Origin of the sequence: Mucilaginibacter hurinus (assembly GCF_003324525.1) — a bacterium.
Taxonomy (GTDB): domain Bacteria; phylum Bacteroidota; class Bacteroidia; order Sphingobacteriales; family Sphingobacteriaceae; genus Mucilaginibacter; species Mucilaginibacter hurinus.
The window spans coordinates 272,162-289,569 of record NZ_QGDC01000001.1 but is presented as its reverse complement, the minus strand read 5'-3'; the positions used below and the strand labels follow the sequence as shown (position 1 = coordinate 289,569).

The 17,408-nt window shown below is 42.6% G+C and carries 17 protein-coding genes; 8 read left to right on the top strand and 9 right to left on the bottom strand.

Going from position 1 to position 17,408, the window contains the following annotated elements; genetic code table 11:
* Positions 1-3: 3 nt before the first annotated feature.
* The 3 genes from DJ568_RS01195 to lon all read right to left on the bottom strand — a co-directional run bounded on the left by DJ568_RS01195 (position 4) and on the right by lon (position 3,978).
* The gene (locus tag DJ568_RS01195) at positions 4-900 is read right to left on the bottom strand and encodes a pirin family protein (RefSeq protein ID WP_114003400.1); all 897 of its coding nucleotides are present in this window, start codon (positions 898-900) and stop codon (positions 4-6) included.
* Between the two features lie 5 nt (positions 901-905).
* Entirely contained in the window at positions 906-1,415 is a 510-nt protein-coding gene (locus DJ568_RS01190; protein ID WP_114003399.1) for a hypothetical protein, read from the bottom strand.
* Positions 1,416-1,503: 88 nt separating this feature from the next.
* Positions 1,504-3,978, bottom strand: coding sequence for an endopeptidase La (gene lon, locus DJ568_RS01185; protein WP_114003398.1), 2,475 nt, complete (start codon positions 3,976-3,978; stop codon positions 1,504-1,506).
* Positions 3,979-4,336: 358 nt separating this feature from the next.
* On the opposite strand from lon, the gene DJ568_RS01180 reads away from it, so the two are divergent.
* Positions 4,337-4,954: a tetratricopeptide repeat protein gene (locus DJ568_RS01180; protein ID WP_114003397.1), complete on the top strand. Its 618-nt coding sequence runs from the start codon at positions 4,337-4,339 to the stop codon at positions 4,952-4,954.
* Here DJ568_RS01180 and DJ568_RS01175 read toward each other — a convergent pair.
* Positions 4,943-5,482, bottom strand: a complete 540-nt coding sequence (locus DJ568_RS01175; protein ID WP_114003396.1) for a hypothetical protein — start codon at positions 5,480-5,482, stop codon at positions 4,943-4,945. The two genes, DJ568_RS01180 and DJ568_RS01175, sit on opposite strands and share 12 nt — an antisense overlap.
* Positions 5,469-6,965, bottom strand: a complete 1,497-nt coding sequence (gene gpmI / locus DJ568_RS01170) for a 2,3-bisphosphoglycerate-independent phosphoglycerate mutase (protein ID WP_114003794.1) — start codon at positions 6,963-6,965, stop codon at positions 5,469-5,471. Before gpmI ends, DJ568_RS01175 begins: the two co-directional genes overlap by 14 nt.
* 124 nt (positions 6,966-7,089) lie before the next feature.
* Between gpmI and DJ568_RS01165 the strand changes: the two genes are divergently transcribed.
* From DJ568_RS01165 to DJ568_RS01150, 4 genes are read left to right on the top strand one after another with little or no spacing between them, the layout of a single operon-like run.
* Positions 7,090-7,491 carry a DUF4783 domain-containing protein gene (locus DJ568_RS01165; RefSeq protein WP_114003395.1) on the top strand — a complete coding sequence of 134 codons (402 nt, stop codon included), beginning with the start codon at positions 7,090-7,092 and terminating at the stop codon, positions 7,489-7,491.
* A 41-nt stretch (positions 7,492-7,532) separates the two neighbouring features.
* Positions 7,533-8,375 (top strand): carboxylating nicotinate-nucleotide diphosphorylase, encoded by an 843-nt coding sequence (gene nadC / locus DJ568_RS01160; protein ID WP_114003394.1) that lies wholly within the window; start codon positions 7,533-7,535, stop codon positions 8,373-8,375.
* A 49-nt stretch (positions 8,376-8,424) separates the two neighbouring features.
* Positions 8,425-9,072, top strand: a complete 648-nt coding sequence (plsY, locus tag DJ568_RS01155; RefSeq protein ID WP_114003393.1) for a glycerol-3-phosphate 1-O-acyltransferase PlsY — start codon at positions 8,425-8,427, stop codon at positions 9,070-9,072.
* Between the two features lie 8 nt (positions 9,073-9,080).
* Complete coding sequence (locus tag DJ568_RS01150; RefSeq protein WP_114003392.1) at positions 9,081-9,872, top strand: M48 family metallopeptidase; 792 nt, start codon at positions 9,081-9,083, stop codon at positions 9,870-9,872.
* Positions 9,873-9,899: 27 nt separating this feature from the next.
* Here DJ568_RS01150 and DJ568_RS01145 read toward each other — a convergent pair whose 3' ends face one another.
* The 4 genes from DJ568_RS01145 to DJ568_RS01130 all read right to left on the bottom strand — a co-directional run bounded on the left by DJ568_RS01145 (position 9,900) and on the right by DJ568_RS01130 (position 15,415).
* Positions 9,900-11,174: an anthranilate synthase component I family protein gene (locus DJ568_RS01145; protein ID WP_114003391.1), complete on the bottom strand. Its 1,275-nt coding sequence runs from the start codon at positions 11,172-11,174 to the stop codon at positions 9,900-9,902.
* 97 nt (positions 11,175-11,271) lie between these two features.
* Positions 11,272-12,549: an adenylosuccinate synthase gene (locus DJ568_RS01140; RefSeq protein WP_114003390.1), complete on the bottom strand. Its 1,278-nt coding sequence runs from the start codon at positions 12,547-12,549 to the stop codon at positions 11,272-11,274.
* A gap of 36 nt (positions 12,550-12,585) precedes the next feature.
* Positions 12,586-13,053 (bottom strand): Fur family transcriptional regulator, encoded by a 468-nt coding sequence (locus DJ568_RS01135; RefSeq protein ID WP_114003389.1) that lies wholly within the window; start codon positions 13,051-13,053, stop codon positions 12,586-12,588.
* Positions 13,054-13,192: 139 nt separating this feature from the next.
* Complete coding sequence (locus DJ568_RS01130; protein ID WP_114003388.1) at positions 13,193-15,415, bottom strand: RelA/SpoT family protein; 2,223 nt, start codon at positions 15,413-15,415, stop codon at positions 13,193-13,195.
* Positions 15,416-15,522: 107 nt separating this feature from the next.
* Here DJ568_RS01130 and DJ568_RS01125 point away from each other — a divergent pair, with 107 nt between their 5' ends.
* The 3 genes from DJ568_RS01125 to bshB1 are packed head-to-tail and all read left to right on the top strand — an operon-like array spanning position 15,523 to position 17,382.
* A complete protein-coding gene (locus DJ568_RS01125; RefSeq protein ID WP_114003387.1) occupies positions 15,523-16,146 on the top strand; it encodes a DUF4294 domain-containing protein in 624 nt (207 codons plus the stop codon).
* A 2-nt stretch (positions 16,147-16,148) separates the two neighbouring features.
* Entirely contained in the window at positions 16,149-16,652 is a 504-nt protein-coding gene (locus tag DJ568_RS01120) for a glutathione peroxidase (protein WP_114003386.1), read from the top strand.
* Between the two features lie 10 nt (positions 16,653-16,662).
* Positions 16,663-17,382: a bacillithiol biosynthesis deacetylase BshB1 gene (bshB1, locus tag DJ568_RS01115; protein WP_114003385.1), complete on the top strand. Its 720-nt coding sequence runs from the start codon at positions 16,663-16,665 to the stop codon at positions 17,380-17,382.
* Positions 17,383-17,408: the final 26 nt, after the last annotated feature.

Genomic DNA, 17,408 nt, shown 5'->3' with positions numbered 1-17,408 from the left:
ATACTACTTGGTTTTCAGGGATGTATTAAATGTTGGATATGGTACAAATTCAGTGTCGTCGCCTTTTATACCCTCATAATCCTGCTCAAGCCATTTTTGCTTCGCCACGCGAATCAATTCCTTATCGCTCGAAACAAAGTTCCAGTCAATAAAGCGTTCTTCTTTAAAGGGTTCTCCTCCAAAAATATAGATGGTGGTGTTGGCCCCGATAGTAAATGTACACAAGGTACTGTCATGCGCTACCAGCAATTGCTTGGCCGCATACACATTTTCTTCACTTTGGATAGCCCCGTTCAAAATATAAATCCCTGATTCGCCATACAGGTGCTTCCCTAAGTCAACCACTTGTTCTGTTGTACTTTTTAGCTCTATCATATACAGCTTACTGTATACCGGAACCGGTGATTTTCTGCCGAATGCCTCTCCGGCTATTAGCCGGTATTGAATGCCACCGTCGGTCCATGCCGGAATATCTTCTTTGTTAATATGGCAAAACTCAGGCTCCATTTGCTCCAGATCTTTGGGTAAGGCTACCCATATCTGTAAACCGTGCATGAGTTTATCAGAATGACGCAAGTAGTCGGGCGTTCGCTCAGAATGAACTATCCATTTCCCGGCAGTCATCCAGTTAACCGCGCCGGGTTTAATTTCAATTTCAGTACCCAGGGTATCGCGGTGCATAATGCTTCCTTCAAACAAAAAGGTAAGCGTTGACAGGCCGATGTGCGGATGTGGCATCACGTCGAAATTCTCTCTTTCATTTAGCTTAACCGGTCCCATATGATCGATAAAAATGAAAGGGCCTATCATTCTTTTCTGGCGGAAGGGCAACAAGCGGCCAACCATAAATTTTCCAATACTGGCTGCCTTTTCTTCAATAATCAGACTGATGTTTGACATGTTTATCAGAATGTCCAGCCTACGCTTATTCCGCCAGTAAACTGTACAGTTTCTTCAACTATCGGATTAGCACTCACTCGAAAGTTGAAGCCGCCATTTACAGGCTGATAACGATAGCCAACGGTTGCTGTACCCATAACCCCGGTTATAGCATTAAATGACAAAAATTTGTTGTCTTTGTCATTCCCGTTATCATCTCCGATTTTTAAGTAGGTTGCACCAGCACCTAGCTCAAGGAAGTGACTTTTTTTGCCCAATAGATAGTTTAACTGCACAGGTATGGCAACTATGGAAAAAAATGCCGCGGGTAAATATCCTACTCCAACACGTCCGCCCAATCCGTCCCGGTGGTCACCAAAGCGGGTGTCATAATTGGCTGAGATTGATAATCCCGGGCCGCCTACTTCCAGGTATACATTTTGGGCGCGTTTGCCTGTCTGGGCGCTGGCAGTATTTAAAAATACGATGCTTAATAAAGCAGTGATTGTTAGTGATAGTAAAGTTCTGGCTTGCATGTGTATTGTTTAAGCTATGAATATAAGCAATTTAACGCCACTTACAAAGCGCATAACTTAACCTGATGGAAATGCAAACAATACATTATCAATTCAATACTGCTTTGATATCCTCTTTTATCGTAAGGTCAAGCGGTTCCGCTACCTGCTCATTTAGCAGAGCGAGATCAATTACCTGGCGCATATCGGTTACGTAGTGGAATTTTAGGTCCTTAATGTAAGTTTCCTTTATTTCCAGGATATCCTTTTGGTTTGATTTGCTTAAAATAACCTCCTTAATATTGGCACGTTTAGCAGCCAGTATTTTTTCTTTGATACCACCAACCGGCAGTACACGTCCGCGTAGGGTGATCTCGCCTGTCATCGCTAAATGAGGCTTTACCTTGCGCTGGGTAAATGCCGACGTTAAGGCGCTCAGCATCGTAATCCCGGCTGATGGCCCATCTTTGGGCGTTGCACCTGCCGGTACGTGTATGTGTACATCCCACAAATCAAACAGCTTTGGGTTTATATTAAAATAGGATGCATGCGCGCGCAAATAGGCTAAAGCTATAGTGGCCGACTCTTTCATAACGTCGCCAAGGCTGCCTGTTAAGGTAAGTTTGCCTTTGCCGGGGCTTAAACTGGCCTCAATAAAAAGTATATCGCCACCAACCTGTGTCCAGGCCAGCCCGGTAATTACACCGGCAACATCATTGCCTTCATACAAATCCTTGTCATAAATCGGAGCGCCTAAAATAGTTTCAACGTCTTTTTTATTAACTGTAGGATTATAAGGCTCCTCCATTGCTATATTTTTAGCAAGGCCACGCACCACCGAGCCAATCTTTTTTTCAAGCGTACGCACGCCCGACTCGCGGGTGTAATCTTCTATGATTTTTTCCAGCACGTCGCTTTTTAATATTGCGTCTTTGGTTTTAAGGCCATGTGCTTCGCGTTGCTTAGGCAATAAGTGCTGTTTTGCTATTTCAATCTTCTCTTCAATGGTATAACCATTTACCTCGATAATTTCCATACGGTCAAGCAAGGCCGGCTGTATGCTGCTTAATGAGTTGGCCGTAGCAATAAACATGATGTTTGACAGATCAAAGTCCATTTCTACGTAATGGTCGTAAAAAGTACTGTTCTGTTCCGGGTCAAGCACTTCAAGCAGGGCAGATGATGGGTCGCCCCTGAAATCGTTACCTACCTTGTCTATCTCGTCCAATATAAATACAGGATTTGCCGCTCCGGCTTTTTTTACCGATTGTATGATACGGCCGGGCATGGCGCCGATGTATGTTTTCCGGTGGCCGCGTATCTCAGCCTCATCGCGTATACCGCCCAGCGCCATCCTTACATACTTACGTCCCAATGCTTTAGCTATTGATTTGCCAAGCGAGGTTTTACCAACTCCCGGCGGGCCTACCAAACAAAGTATAGGCGCCTTCATATCGTGTTTAAGCTTAAGTACGGCCAGGTACTCAATTATTCGTTTTTTTACCTTATCAAGTCCAAAGTGATCTTTGTCCAGTACCTTTTGCGCGCGTTTAAGATCAAAGTTGTCTTTCGTAAATTCATTCCAGGGCAAATCAAGCAAAAGCTCCAGGTAATTGATTTGAACGGAATAGTCGGCAGCGGCAGGATTGGTGCGGGCCAGCTTTTCAAGTTCCTTGTTGAAATGATTTTTTACTTCAACATTCCATTTCTTTTTTACTGCACGCTGCCGAAGGTTCTCAATCTCAAGGTCGGGCGATGTGCCGCCCAATTCTTCCTGTATGGTTTTAAGTTGCTGGTTTAAAAAGTAATCGCGCTGCTGTTTGTCCAAATCAACACGCACTTTTGTTTGTATCTGGTTTTTTAGTTCCAGCATCTGTAAATCAAGTGTAAGGTGCTCCAGCACAATATTTGCACGTTCACGCAGGTTGGGCGTTTCAAGCAGGCGTTGTTTAACCGTCATATCAGCATTCATGTTTGATGATATGAAGTTGATTAAAAACGATGTACTCTCTATATTACGTATGGCAATTGCCGCCTCGCTTGGTATATTGGGCGATAGCTGTATAATGCTCATCGCCATATCCTTTACAGATGAGATCATTGCCTTAAATTCTTTGTCTTCTTTGGCTTTATTGTCCCTGAACGGTTCAATTGTGGCCTTTATATAAGGCTCGCTTTGCAGCTCATCTTTTAATATAAAGCGTTTTTTGCCCTGTAATATAACGGTGGTATTACCATCAGGCATTTGCAGTACCTTAATAATAACGGCTACTGTACCAACCCTGTGCAATTGATCAAACAGCGGATCTTCAATAGATACATCTGTTTGAGCCACCACGCCAATCATCCTGTCGCCCTTGTTGGCATCACGTATCAATTTAATTGATTTATCCCTGCCAACGGTAATGGGTATCACCACGCCGGGGAATAATACGGTGTTACGAAGTGGCAAAACAGGCAAAAAATCAGGAACTTCCTCGTTGTTCATTTCCGCTTCATCTTCAGATGACATGAGCGGGAAAAATTCAGAATCCTCGTTTATTATGGGTAAAGTATGTTTAAAATCAAATGGATCGAAACTCATCAATAATCTCCGTTTATGATATAGCAACCGTCATAATGTCACACAGCTTACGAGTGCGTTACAATTTAACGTGTTTATTTTGTTGTATTATATATGGTCAACACCTGTGCCAATATGCGTTAATATACGTAAACTGTTATTAATTAGCTTCAAGTATTTGACTATAAGCATACTGTGATTTTTAATCAACTATTACGAAACCGGGTAACGATTACCCGTAATGTGAAAAAAAGTCATGTTTTTTATTGTTTATACTGATTACAAATTCCAATTAATGTGCAAATGTGTATAATATTATAAGGTAAAGTTAGTTAATGTTGTATTAATTTTGTTGTACAACTAAAGTTGTGTGTTTCACATGAAGTTAACGGCTATCGTATCGTTATTGCTTATTTCGTCCATTGAGAGTATGGCGCAAAGCGCTTATATGAAATTGGGCGAACAGGCATTAATGGACGGTAATTTTAAAGCCGCTGTAAAGCAGTTGGAAAAAGCCTGCCTGGTTGATTCAACCAACGCTAATGCCCAATGGATGCTGGGTTATTCCTATTATCACAGCGAGAATTATAAAAAGTCGGTAACTGCGTATAGTAAGGTAATAGCCATTAAACCTACTGATGCTTCGGCATATTACTACAGAGCTCGTGCCAAGAGTTTTTTAGGTAAAGATAGCCAGTTACCTGCGGTCGAAAGAGAAAAGCATTTAATAGGCGCCATTCATGATCTCACTAAAGCTATTGCGGTTAGCCCCGATCCAAACGATAGCAAACTTTATCAAAACAGGGGTATAGCCTACCGCGAATACGGCATTTTTAAACTGCAGCATGCGGCGCAACAACAAGATAAAAACAGGGGCATCAGTTCCTTAAAGGCTTCTATAAATGATCTTGAAAAGGTGCTGAACAGCAACCCGGGCCGTAGTGATATTTCATTGCTTATTGATCTTTCTAAAGAAAAGCTTGCTTCAGCGCGCTAAGCGGCCCTCAATTACATAAACATTTTTCCCAATCAGGCGTACCTGCTGGGTTTTGTTTATCCTGTAAAGCGAATCCGGGTAGTAAATAAGTTTTTCGGTATTTGTGTAGAGGAAGTTTTCAGTATGATTGGTAATTCCAATGCTCATTATCTTTTTGCCAAGTTTTTTAATCACAATTTCTCGTGTTTTAAGCTCAGGCTCAATGGCTTTGTAATGCACTATTGTATCATTTTCAACAGTGGCGTAACTGCTTTTCCAGGCCGGTTTATTTATATCCGAGTTAATAAATAAAGCCAGTTCTTCTCCCCAGTTTTTAATGTGTACTCTTTTTGTCTCGGTTTTTCCGTTGTGCTTAGCTGTCTTATTTACCAGGGGGTTCAAACGGGTAAGCCTTGAAGAATCGGCTTCAAAGAAACCTTTTAAATCAAAAAAGTTAGCCGAGGCGGCATCTACACCCGGCCTGCATGCCTGCAGGCCGGCTATAGTAATAAATATAATAAAAATTCGCGAGGGCTTATACCAGTACATTTCCGGTCATCACCTCCGGGATATCAATCCCCATTATTTTTAAAACCGTGGGGGCTATGTCGCCAAGTTTTCCGTCATTAACAGCTTTAACATCACGGTCAATAACAATCACCGGCACTAAATTGGTGGTGTGCGCTGTATTGGGCGATCCGTCATCGTTAATCATAAAGTCGGCATTACCATGGTCTGCTAAAATTATAAACGAATAACCGTTTTTCAGGCCGGTCTCCACAACCGCCTGTGTGCAGGCATCAACTGTCTCGGCCGCTTTAACTACAGCTTCAAATACACCGGTATGGCCAACCATATCCGTATTTGCAAAGTTAAGGCAAACAAAATCGGGCCATTGGTTTTGCAATTCCGGAATGATGGCATCGCGTATGCCTTGCGCGCTCATCTCAGGCTGTAGGTCATAAGTAGCTACTTTAGGTGATGGTACCAGTAAGCGGCGCTCACTCTCAAATTCCTTTTCACGTCCACCTGAAAAGAAAAAGGTGACATGCGGATATTTTTCAGTTTCTGCTATACGTATTTGTTTTTTTCCGGCAGCTTCAAGTACCTCACCCAGGGTATTGGTTAAATCGTCTTTATGAAATACAACATCTACATTTTTAAACGTCTCATCATACTGCGTCATGGTGATATACCTGATGTTGAGCGGGTGAAGGTTATATTCAGGATAAGCCTTCTGGGTTAGTGCCAGGCTTATCTCGCGTCCGCGATCTGTACGAAAGTTGAAGCAAATTACCACGTCGCCTTCTTTGATAACCGCGGGCGGGTTGCCGTTAGCATCAGCTCGTACAATAGGCTCAACAAACTCATCTGTAACACCGGCAAGGTATGAGGCACTTATAGCCTCGGTAATACTTTGCGTTGCAGCGCCTGTGCCATTCACCAATAAATCGTAGGCTTTTTTTACCCTTTCCCAGCGGTTATCGCGGTCCATGGCAAAATACCTGCCGATAGCTGACGCCAGTTTTACAGGCGTCTGTTCTATATACTGTTCCAGGTCCGTTATAAAGCCCAAACCTGATTGCGGGTCGGTATCGCGGCCATCCAGAAATGCATGGATATACGCTTTTTTAAGACCTAACTGCGTTGCTGTATCAACCAGCCCTTTTAAATGATAAATGTGCGAGTGTACACCACCGTCAGAAACGAGGCCGATGAAATGCACATCCCTGTCATTCTGTACAGCGTATTCAAATGCGTCTTTTATAACGCCAATGGTTGGCAATTCCTTTTCGTCAACCGCTTTGTTTATGCGGCCAAGCTCCTGGTATACTACACGGCCTGCGCCCAGGTTCATGTGGCCTACCTCTGAGTTGCCCATTTGGCCGGCAGGTAACCCTACAGCAACGCCTGATGCCTCAAGCCGGGCGTTAGGGTACGTTTGCAGCAGCGAATCAAAAAATGGGGTTTTCGCATTATATATCGCGTCCGATTGATCATGACGGCCATAACCCCAGCCGTCAAGTATCATCAATACTACTTTTTTATTTGTTTCCACGTTGCAAATATAAAGGCAACGCGGCAACTTTATAAATATAGTTGGGATAAGTTTTTTTTAATGCAATTTTTTGTTGGTAAATTGCTCTAGTAATATCATGACGAAAACTTACAGTATTTTTTTGCTGCTTACCTTTTACCTGATTCCGCTGGCTGTTAACGCTGATCCAATAGGGGAAATTGCGGAGCTTATAAAGGCAGGCAAGCATAGCGAGCTGGAAAAGCACTTTGCTCCGAGTGTTGATATTACTATTTTAAAGGATGAAAATATTTTCTCTAACACGCAGGCCGCAATCGTCGTCAGTAAATTTTTCACACAAAATAAGCTAAGAAATGTTAAAATACTGCATAAAGTAAATACAAGTAATACTTACCGGTTTGGCGTTTTGTTAATCAGCACCGATAGAGGTACTTACCGGTTATCATTTACTTTAAACAGCATTAATAATGGCGCGTTACAAATTATAGACTTGCGTATTGAGGCCGAAAAGGGCGGATAATTGGCAATTGTTTTTATTTTTGAGCCCATAAAACAGAAAAATTGGACGCAGAACTGATCAAGCAATTTATTACCAATTCGTTACGCGAAGACGTGGGCGACGGCGATCATACCTCGTTGGCCACTATACCGGCCGGTACGCAGGGCAAAGCAAAATTATTAGTCAAGGATGAAGGCATATTAGCAGGCGTTGAGCTGGCTGCCGAAATATTTAAAGTTGTTGACCCTCAACTAACGCTTAATGTTTTTTTGCAGGATGGTGTCGTTATAAAACAAAAAGATATAGCTTTTGAGGTTGAGGGAAGTGTACATAGCATACTTGTTGCTGAGCGCCTGGTGTTAAACTGCATGCAGCGCATGTCGGGCATAGCAACCTTAACCCGACAGATAGTTGACCTGCTGAAAGGCACAAACACCAGGGTTTTGGATACCCGCAAAACAACGCCCGGGTTACGCTATATCGAAAAATGGGCGGTAAGGATTGGCGGAGGTGTTAACCACCGTTTTGGGTTATATGATATGATTTTAATAAAGGATAATCACGTAGATTATTCTGGTGGTGTGCGCCAGGCCATTGAAAATGCGCATGAGTACCTCCGCAGCAACAAAAAGTTAGCTATTGAAATAGAGGTGCGTAACTTTGATGAACTTGAACAGGTTTTGCAAAGCGGCGGTGTTGACCGTATATTGCTTGACAATTTTAACTACAGAGACCTGAAAACAGCGGTAAACATGATTGACGGACGTTACATCACCGAGGCATCAGGAGGCATAACACTTGATAACGTAATAGACTTTGCCGCCTGCGGTGTTGATTACGTATCAATGGGAGCTTTAACCAATTCAGTTAAAAGTTTAGATCTCAGCTTAAAAGCTGTTAAATAATGATAGAAATTAGCAGTATCCATTATCACTTTAGTTATTTTAGGGGTATATGATATCCATTTATTCAGTTTCTGCTCTTATACTGGCTTATCTGTGTGGATCCATCCCAACCGCGGTTTGGATAGGGCAATCCTTTTACGGTATTGACGTGCGGGAATACGGAAGCGGTAATGCCGGTGCAACCAATACCTTTAGGGTGCTGGGTAAGCAGGCTGGCATTCCTGTAATGCTTATTGATATTTTAAAGGGCTGGACTGCTACCAACCTGGCATATTTTATCGGTACATCTACTACCGGGCCATACAACTCTATTGTATTTACCAATTACGCCCTTGCTTTAGGCATTGCGGCGGTAATGGGTCATTTGTTCCCTGTTTTCGCCGGTTTTAGGGGTGGAAAAGGTATAGCTACATTGTTTGGAATGATATTAGCTATTAACATGCACGCGGCTCTGCTTTGCGTTGTAGTATTTATAACGGTGCTGCTAATAACTAAATATGTATCACTAAGTTCTATAGCTGCTGGTTTTACCTATCCTATCGGGGTTACATTTATATTCCCGGTGTATATAAAATCAGTCATAATATACGGAATGTGTATATGTATATTGATATTAGTTACTCACCAAAAAAATATTGAGCGTTTATTAAAAGGCAAAGAGTCAAAAGTAAATTTATTCAAGAAAAAAGCTACTTAAACATTGCCATGAAAACATTAAAACCGATCCTTTTTGCGATAACTGCATGTATCGTAATTTATTCTTGTGCCACAGTACCACTTACCGGCCGTAGGCAGCTTAACCTGGTATCAGACGATCAATTGAATGCCGCGGCAGCGCAAAGTTATGCCCAACTGCTGTCCAGTCCTCAAACTAAAGTTGTTACAGGTACCACAGACGCGCAACGTGTAAAAAACATAGGCGCGAAGCTGGCAGTTGCCATCGAAAAATATTTACAGGCCAACGGTTATGCCGGTCAGTACAATTTCAAATGGGAGTTTAACCTGATACAAAGCAAGGAAATAAACGCGTGGTGTATGCCCGGTGGAAAAGTAGCCGTTTACAGTGGCATTTTGCCTGTGACAAAAACCGACGCGGGACTGGCTACCGTGATGGGCCACGAAATTGCGCACGCTATAGCCAGGCATTCGGCAGAAGCCATGTCACAGCAAATGCTTGCCGAGACAGGTGGAGCTGCTGTTGGCGCTACTATCGGAAAAAATTCGCAGATTATTAACCAGGCATACGGCGTGTTAGGACAGGGAGCATTGCTAAAATATTCCCGTGATAAAGAAAATGAGGCTGACCGCCTTGGTTTAACCTTTATGGCAATGGCTGGATATGACCCGCGGGAAGCTGTTTACTTTTGGCAAAGGATGGCGGCGGCCAAACAGGGTGGTGCCCCGCCTGAATTTTTAAGCACGCACCCATCAGACGCGACACGTATAAGAAACATTGAACGTGCGATACCTGAAGCCATGAAGTATTACAAAAAATAAATCTTAATCCCGCTTCGGCGGGATTTTTTATATTCCTGTTTTTCCCAGGGCCTCCAATACAGCTTTTGCTTTTAATAAGCATTCTTCATATTCCTGTTCAGTATCAGCATTAATAGTGATAGCGCTGCCGGTTTGAAATGACAGATACCTGGTATCAGCATCATACAGTAACGTGCGTATCACCACATTGAAGTCAAAGTCGCCCTCGGTGTCAAAGTATCCTATTGCGCCTGAATACACGCCCCTTTTGCTTAACTCGTATTGCTCCATCAATTTCATGGAACTTACTTTGGGTGCCCCCGTCATACTGCCCATCGGAAACGCGTTCTTTATCGATTGTACGGCCGAAATATTTATATCGAGCTCACACACCACTGTCGATATCATCTGGTGCACCTGCGCAAATGAATAGATGCCGAATAGCTCTTCTGTTTTCACGCTTCCCGGGCTGGCTGAGCGGGTCAGGTCATTCCGTACCAGATCTACAATCATCACATTTTCCTGGAGCTCTTTAACGTGCTCTTTTAATAACTGTTTATTCTGCAGATCCTCACTGGCGTTTGTGCCACGTTTTATAGTTCCCTTGATGGGCTGCGATATTAACTTAGTGTCGCGTTTGGCCAAAAAACGCTCAGGCGAAGCGCAAAGGATGTATTTATCACGCAGCTTAAAAAAGCAGCTGAATGGGTTTGGCGAAATATGGTTGAGTTTAAAAAAAGTAGCCAGCGGGTCAATATCTGCACCTTCGGCGTAAAATTCCTGGCAAAAGTTAGTCACATAAATATCGCCGCGGCTGATATGCTTTTTAATTTTATTGGCTGTATCCAAATATTGTTGCCTGGTAAAGCGTGTTTTTAAGTCAATATCAGGGTGAGCCGTTTCGCTATTAGGTATGTTTATGTTTAGGATTTGTGAAAAAGCGATATCGGCATTATCACCAATGATGTTTACTTCCTCGCCATTTATCCTGACGATAAATTCAGGTGCAAAAAAATACAGGTCGGGGAAGGCAAGGCCGTCGACATTTTCTGAAGTTAAGCTTTCTATCTCATTCTTCAGATCGTATCCCATAAAGCCGGTTATATAACCTTTATGTTTTTCGCGAAAAGCCTCTAGCTTATTAAACGCCGTGCCTGCGTTGACAGTGAGTTCATCTTTAACACCGGCGGCAATTAGTACATCAAATTTAGTATAGCGGTCGGTAAAATTATTCGAGTCAAGGCAACAGGCTACATCAAATCCATTAGCCCATCTTAACGCTTTTTGCTTAAATAATGGAATATCACTTATTTGTACAACCACACCGCAAAAATAGGAGATTATAACCGAGACACATCCACAGCGTCACTGCAATGAACTATGCAACAATGTACATAAAAAGACTTTTTTCGATAAATCGTTAATGCAATACCAACGTTTGAACCCTGTCGGGCCCAACAGAAAGCCATTTAACAGGAACTTCCAGTTCCGCTTCTAAAAATTCGATATAACTTTGCAGCCTGGCAGGTATCTGTGATAGTTCGGTAATACCGGTAAGGTCTTCATGCCAGCCATCAATCTCTTTGTAAACAGGTTTTGGTTCAATGGTGCAAATATCATATGGCATGTAGTTGATGGTCTCGCCGGCATAATCGTAATGGGTGCAGGCATATATTTTCTCAAAACCGCTCAATACGTCGGCTTTGGTCATCACCAACTGGGTAACCCCGTTAAGCATAATAGCGTATTTTAATGCAGGCAGGTCTATCCAGCCTGTACGACGCGGCCTGCCGGTGGTGGCACCAAATTCATGGCCTATTTTGCGCAGTTCTTCACCAGTCTCGTCATGCAATTCGGTAGGAAAGGGGCCGCTGCCCACACGGGTGCAATAAGCCTTAAAAATGCCTATTACGTCGCCAATTTGTCTTGGTGCAATGCCCAAACCGGTGCAGGCACCAGCGGCTGTAGTATTTGATGAGGTTACAAAAGGGTATGAGCCAAAGTCAATATCAAGCATAGCGCCCTGTGCACCTTCGGCTAAAACTTTTTTGCCTTGCTTTATAAAGTCATTCACCAAATGTTCCGAGTCAACCAGCGGAAATTGTTTGATAAGGTCTATCGCTTCAAAAAATAATTGCTCGCGCTCGCTGAAATCAGCTACTTCGCCATAAAGCGATTGCAGCATTGACGTATGTTTCTCAACCAGTTTATTGTAACGCTCCTTAAAGTCGGGTAGGGTGATATCGCCTATACGTAAGCCGTTACGCCCGGTTTTGTCCATGTATGTAGGGCCTATACCTTTTAAGGTAGAACCGATTTTACCTTCGCCCATCTTTTTTTCTGATGCAGCATCAAGTAATTGGTGGGTAGGCAATATCAGGTGTGCTTTTTTAGCAATAACCAGGTTTTTTTTAGCCAGCAGGTCATGGCCGGCATCTTTTAGCTTATCAAGTTCTTTTTTTAGGGTAATTGGGTCAATAACCACGCCGTTGCCGATAAGATTAAGGGGCTTATCAAAAAATATCCCGGAAGGAATGGTGTTCAATACAAACTTTTTGCCGTCAAACTCTAAAGTATGCCCCGCATTTGGCCCGCCCTGAAAGCGTGCTATAAGGTCATATTCGGCGCTTAATACGTCAACAATTTTTCCTTTACCTTCGTCGCCCCACTGGAGGCCTAATAATACATCAACAGCCATTATTAAAATTGCAATATTGTTTGAAAGGCGGCAAAGTTAAACTTTTCTGTCACAATAGCCTTCTTTAAGTTTTACACAATTGCCATACAGGTTTAAAGAGTGGTGTTTGATGTCAAACTTAAGCAGTTCGCCCATCATGCTTTGTATTTGCTGTATACGCGGGTCGCAAAATTCAACTACTTTACCACAATCAATACATATAATATGATCGTGCTGCTTGTAGCCATATGATTTTTCAAACTGGGCCATGTTTTTGCCAAACTGGTGTTTGGTCACTAAATCACATGATACCAGTAATTCCAGTGTGTTATATACGGTGGCACGGCTAACACGGTATTTTTTATTTTTCATGTGGATGTACAATGATTCCACATCAAAATGGTCGCTTCTTGAGTATATTTCCTCCAGGATGGCAAAACGTTCCGGAGTTTTCCGTAAAGCCTTGTTTTCCAAATAGGCTTCAAATATTTTTTTAACCAGTGCTATAGTTTCCTGCTGCTGCATAATGAGGATGCCGATGAAATAAAAAGTAAAGTTATTATTTTTTGTAAGAAACGAGAGCCAGGCAGCAAGAATAGAGATTGATTGTTACTTTATTCTGACTGCCGCTTCTTGTTTTTTAATCTCAGTGAGTACGATCTTTTTAAGATGCCTTTTCAATAACCGAATCAAATCGGTCCACCGAAGTTACTCCACGTACTTGTTTTAACTTTTTCACCAGGTCTTCCAAGTGTTGTGTGTCATTTACATACACCATAATTGAACCTTCAAATATCCCGTTATCGCTATCTACAGTTATAGAGCGCATATTCACCTTAAAATCATTTGATATTACGGTGGTAAGTTTATTTATCAACCCTACATCGTCAATTCCGCGTATACGCAACCCGGTTAAAAATGCCAGTTCCTGCTGGTTGGTCCAGCGTGCCTTTACCACGCGGTAGCCATAGTTGGCCATTAACTTAGCGGCATTAGGGCAGTTGGTACGGTGTATCTTGATGCCATCGCTTACGGTAATAAAACCAAAAACATCATCGCCCGGAATAGGGTTGCAGCAGTTGGCTAACTTGTAATCAATTTTTTGCATGTCTTCACCAATAAGCAGCATATCGCTGTCTTTGGTTTTTATGCTGCGCAGCAGGCTTTGTACCTGTTCCTGTTCTATTTTTTCCTGCGGTTTATTTTCAATCACTTTTTCTGATGCCTGGTATTCCCTCAGGTCCTTCATGTCGATAACGCCTTTGGCGACATTGTAAAACAGATCTTGGGTTGATGGCAGCTTAAAGTAATAGCTTAACTTATGTATATTATCCGAGTTGTAGGTGATTTTAAGCGACTTTAGTTTGCGCTCCAGTATCTCTTTCCCGTCTTCGGCAATCTTTCGCTTTTCTTCCTTTAAGGCCGACTTTATTTTTGCTTTAGCCTTGGCGGTTACCACAAAGTTCAGCCAGTCTTCTTTAGGTGTTTGCTTGCCCGAGGTAATTACCTCTACCTGGTCGCCGTTTTGCAGCTTATAGCTCAGCGGCACCAGTTTATGGTTAACCTTAGCGCCAATACAGCTTGCACCAACATCGGTATGTATTTCAAATGCAAAATCAAGCGCAGTGGCATTGGATGGCAATTGTATCAGTGCCCCTTTTGGTGTAAAGATGAAAATCTCGTCGCTAAACAAGTTCATCTTAAAATCGTCAAGGAAGTCAAGCGCGTTGGAGTCAGGGTTTTTCAGCATGTCCCTTACTTTCTGTACCCATTGGTCAAGTCCGCTGTCGGTCGATGATTCTTTATATTTCCAGTGCGCGGCAAAACCTTTTTCGGCAATCTCGTTCATCCGGGTGGTACGTATCTGTACTTCTACCCATTGCCCTTTAGGCCCCATCACCGTAGTATGTAATGACTCATAGCCATTTGCCTTGGGCGACGATATCCAGTCGCGAAGGCGATCGGGGTTAGGGCGATAAAGATCTGTTACTATGGAATAGGCTTTCCAGCAGTCAGCTTTCTCATGTTCGGGAGGGCTGTCTAAAATAATGCGAATGGCAAACAGGTCATATACTTCCTCAAAAGGAATGGCCTTTTTCTTCATCTTGTTCCAGATGGAATTTATTGATTTGGGCCTGCCAAAAATGTCAGCCTCCAAACCCTGGCCTATCAGTGTTTTTTTAACAGGTTCGATAAAGTCACGCACAAACTTTTCCCGCTCGGCTTTCTTCTCGTTAAGCTTGCGTTTTATCAGTTGGTAAGTTTCCCGTTCCATGTATTTCATAGACAGGTCTTCCAGTTCTGATTTAATGGCGTATAGGCCAAGGCGATGCGCCAGCGGTGCGTACAGGTAAACAGTTTCTGAAGAGAGTTTAAGTTGCTTGTCGCGCGGCATAAATTCCATGGTGCGCATATTGTGCAACCTGTCGGCCAGCTTTATCAGAATCACCCTCACATCATCGGCAAGGGTAAGCAGCATTTTGCGGAAATTTTCGGCCTGCAACGAGCTATTGGTATCAAAAACGCCTGATATTTTAGTTAGGCCGTCAATGATTTTGGCAACTTTTTTACCAAATTCCCTTTCGATATCATCCAGTGCAACGTCGGTATCTTCAACAACATCATGCAGCAAGGCGCACACAATTGATGTAGTGCCCAGCCCTATTTCCTCGGCGGCAATCTGGGCAACGGCTATAGGGTGGTATATATAAGGCTCGCCCGATTTACGGCGCATATCTTTATGGCTTTCAAGCGCCATATCAAAAGCCTTGCGTATCATGCGTTTATCGCCCTTTTGCAAGGTAGATTTACAGGCACGCAGCAAAGCCCGGTATCGTTTCAGTATCTCGGTTTTTTCAGCTTCCAGGTCAATCACTAAATCTTTCATCTATAGCCAAATAATTTAATTATCATAAACTTGTAACAAATTTGTATTTTGCAAGTTCTGCAAATAAACCTATATTGTTTTACCTTATTTTTGTCCTAAGTAAAATTATGAAATTTATTGGTTTAATACTGTCATTGTATTGTTGTTTACCGCTTGTGGTAAATGCGCAAACAATAGATATTAAGCCGAAGGCACCGGTACTGGGTAAAAACGACACGGTTAAAACCTACCTTACCGAACTGAACGGGGAGTTAATACCCTGGATAGTTTTACATGAGGTAAAAATTGTTGATAGCCGCATTTTTGCCAGCGAAGAAGACAGGTTGAAATACCGGCGCTTGCGTTATAATGTTTATAAAGTAATGCCCTATGCCCGGTTCGCGGGTGAGCGGTACAGGCAGTTGCAGCGCGAATTGGCTTTAACCGCAGATAAAAAGCAACAAAAGAAGTTGGTAAAAGCGTGTGAAAAGGAGATAAAAGACCTGTTTAACCGCGAAATAAAAAATTTGACCATCAGCCAAGGTGAGGTATTGATAAAGCTGATAGACCGGGAAACCGGCAACAGCAGTTTTGCCATGCTTAAAGAACTTAAAGGTGGATTAACCGCCTTTATGATGCAGTCTGCCGCCCGTATTTTTGGGCATAACTTAAAGGAAGAGTACGACCCGGAGGTTGAAAGGGATATTGAAGCCATTATCCAGCAATCGGGGTTAGATACTTACTATAATTAGTAATGTTTAGTAACGATATTTACCAATACACTATCCAAAAAATGGATGGTGAAGAGATAAGCCTTTCGGCCTTCAAAAACAAAGTTCTGTTAATTGTTAATACCGCTTCACAATGCGGCTTTACTCCGCAATTGAAGGATCTGGCTGAATTAAAGGAGACTTATGCAGGCCAGGATTTTGAGATACTTGCGTTCCCTTCAAACGACTTTGGCGGACAGGAACCCCTGGAAGGAGAGGCATTGGAATCGTTTTGCCGCAACAACGTTAAAAACTACCCGGTATTTAATAAAGTACGTGTACGCGGACCCTACGCACATCCCTTATTTAAGTTTCTGTCTGACAAAAAATTGAATGGTGTATTTAACGCCGTACCAAAGTGGAACTTCCATAAATTTTTAGTAGACAGGTCAGGCAAGGTAATTGATTACTTTTATCCGTTTACCAAGCCCACATCATCAAAAGTGCGAAAAAAAATAACCCGACTATTATCAAATCCCATCAAATAAAGATTGTAGTATGAAATTAGATATACTGGTTTTACCAGTACACCCGGACGACGCCGAATTAGGTTGCGCAGGCACTCTGTTGAAACACATAGCGCTGGGCAAAAAGGCCGGTATTGTTGATTTGACTCGCGGTGAGTTAGGTACGCGCGGTACAGCCCAGATACGTGAAGCGGAGGCCAACGATGCGGGGAATATTTTAAGACTTGCTGTCCGCGAAAACCTAGGATTGCCAGATGGGTTTTTTCAAAATACACGTGAAAACCAGGTAAAAGTGATTGAGGTTATACGCAAGTTTCAGCCCCATATTGTAATTACCAACGCTTACCATGACAGACACCCTGACCACGGCCGGGCTAATGAACTTGTTGAAACCGCGGTTTTTTTATCGGGATTACGCAAGATAGAAACGAGGCATGATGGAGAGTTACAAGAGCCTTGGCGGCCGGAACTGGTATTGCATTTTATACAAGACCGCTACATTGAGCCGGATATTTTAGTTGACGTTACTGAACATTGGGATAAAAAGGTAGAGAGTATAATGGCGTTTAAATCTCAATTTTATAATCCTGAATGGGCAGATGAACCACAAACTTATATTTCGTCGCCCGAGTTTATAAAAACAACAGAGGCCCGCGCTATTGAGTTTGGTAAAAGCATTGGTGTAAAATATGCCGAAGGCTTTACATCAGTGAAATTATTAGGCGTTGATAACCTTTTTAACCTGAGGTAACAAATTTCAGCAATCCTAAATAGGGT